The sequence below is a fragment of the Pseudomonas sp. P5_A2_2 genome, assembly GCF_054177685.1.
The window spans coordinates 1-2,155 of record NZ_JBGCUL010000780.1; the positions used below are offsets into that span (position 1 = coordinate 1).

2 protein-coding genes are annotated in these 2,155 nt (G+C 61.0%); both read left to right on the forward strand.

Going from position 1 to position 2,155, the window contains the following annotated elements; genetic code table 11:
- Nucleotides 1-331 precede the first annotated feature (331 nt).
- Nucleotides 332-1,210, forward strand: a complete 879-nt coding sequence (gene dapA, locus ACXRVY_RS25555; RefSeq protein WP_223463003.1) for a 4-hydroxy-tetrahydrodipicolinate synthase — start codon at nt 332-334, stop codon at nt 1,208-1,210.
- Nucleotides 1,211-1,227: 17 nt separating this feature from the next.
- Nucleotides 1,228-2,155 (forward strand): outer membrane protein assembly factor BamC (gene bamC, locus ACXRVY_RS25560; protein WP_458238582.1); only part of this gene is annotated, 928 nt, incomplete at its 3' end.

The window sequence follows — 2,155 nt, forward strand, 5'->3', positions numbered from 1 at the left end:
CATGCAGCATTCCTAAAGCGATGAGCGGTCGATACGTCAAAGGGCTGAATTATCGGGAGCGAGCCTGCGGATGCGAACTCAGAAAGCCCCAAGTGACAGGTTGCGACGTGCTCCGGCAGGGCGGGAGCGAGGCGTGGCAACGCTGGACCAGGGCTTGTGATGCCGAAAATGGAGGCTGAAACCCGACGGACGAGCTTGTCTGTATCGATCAAAGTCTGAAGGGTAGCGAAAACCGGCGCCAAGGGGAATGGCGGCAGCACAGTACTTCGCTTGTGCAAGCATCTTGGCGCCAGTACCATTACGGCTCTCTTTTTCCGGCAGGAGCGGTTTCATGATTGCGGGCAGTATGGTGGCACTGGTCACACCCATGGATGCACAGGGGCGTCTTGACTGGGACAGCCTCAGCAAACTCGTGGACTTCCACCTTGAAAACGGCACCCATGCCATTGTCGCCGTCGGTACCACCGGCGAATCGGCAACCCTCGACGTCAACGAGCACATCGCAGTCATCCGCGCCGTGGTCAAGCAGGTCAATGGCCGCATTCCGGTGATCGCCGGTACCGGCGCCAATTCGACCCGCGAAGCCGTCGAGTTGACCCGCAATGCCAAGGAAGCCGGCGCCGACGCCTGCCTGCTGGTCGTGCCGTACTACAACAAGCCGACCCAGGAAGGCCTGTACCTGCACTTCAAGCACATCGCCGAAGCGGTCGACATTCCGCAGATTCTCTATAACGTTCCCGGCCGCACCTCCTGCGACATGCAGGCCGAGACCGTGATCCGCCTGTCCACCGTGCCGAACATCATCGGTATCAAGGAAGCGACTGGCGACCTCAAGCGCGCCAAAGCCATCCTCGATGGCGTAAGCAAGGACTTCATCGTCCTGTCCGGCGATGATCCGACCGCGGTCGAGCTGATCCTGATGGGCGGCAAGGGCAACATCTCCGTCACCGCCAACGTCGCTCCGCGGGAAATGGCCGATCTGTGCGAGGCCGCCCTCAAGGGTGATGCCGTGACTGCACGGGCAATCAACGAAAAACTGATGCCGTTGCACAAGGACCTGTTCATCGAAGCCAACCCGATTCCGGTGAAGTGGGCTTTGGTTGAAATGGGCCTGATGCACGAAGGCATTCGCCTGCCGTTGACCTGGCTGAGCGCACCTTGTCACGAAACGCTGCGCACGGCCCTGCGCCAGTGCAGCGTCCTGGTTTAATTGAGGAAGTACAACGCATGAAGCGAATGGCCGGACTTTCCGCACTTGCCTTGATTATCTCCAGCACCAGTGGCTGTGGATGGGTCTGGGGCCCGGAAGGTTATTTCCGTGACCGTGGTAGCGATTACCTGCAAGCGCAACAGACTGCACCGATGCAAATACCGCAGGATGTCCGTACCGCCAAGCGTCTGGATCCGCTGTTGCCGATCCCGCGCAACGTGGCTGATGACACTGAGAAGGGCGAGTACACCGTGCCTCGTCCGCAGCCACTGACGGCGGCTGCGGACGCCAGCCCCTACACCCTGCAGAAGAGCGGCGGCTCCAGCTCCATCCTGGCGCAGAACCCGCCGGCCGAAGTCTGGCCTGTGGCCGTTCAGTTCTTTCAGGACAACGGCTTTCGTCTGGATGAACAACGTCCGCAAACCGGCGAATTCACCACCACCTGGCAGCATTCCGACGAACTGTCCGCCGCCATGGGCAAACGCCTGAGCGCGGCCGGCGTCAGCACGGACAGCGAAACCCGCGTGCGGGTGCGCATCGAGCCGGGCGTGCAGCGCAACACCAGTGAAGTCTATGTGGTCAGCGCCGAGCGTCCTGCCGGCAGTACCGCTGACGTGGCTTTCACCAACCGTTCGGTCAACACTGGCCTGGACGCGGCACTGGTCGACGACATGCTCGCGAGCATGAGCCGTATCTCGGAGAAGGGCGGTTCGGTTTCCATGCTGGCTTCACGTGATTTCGACGCGCCAAGCCGTGTCAGCCTAAGCGAAGACGGCAGCGGCAACCCTGTGCTGAACGTCGGTACCGACCTGGATCGTGCCTGGTCGAGCGTCGGTCGTGCGCTGGAACAAGGCGAATGGCGTGTTGAAGACATCAACCGCAGCCTGGGCCTGTACTACATCAACCTGGCCGAAAAAGCCGAGAAGAAAGACGACAAGCCAGGCT

Coding starts and splice junctions, on each gene's coding strand:
- dapA (WP_223463003.1), top strand. CDS start 332: ATGATTGCGGGCAGTATGGTGGCACTGGTCACACCCATGGATGCACAG.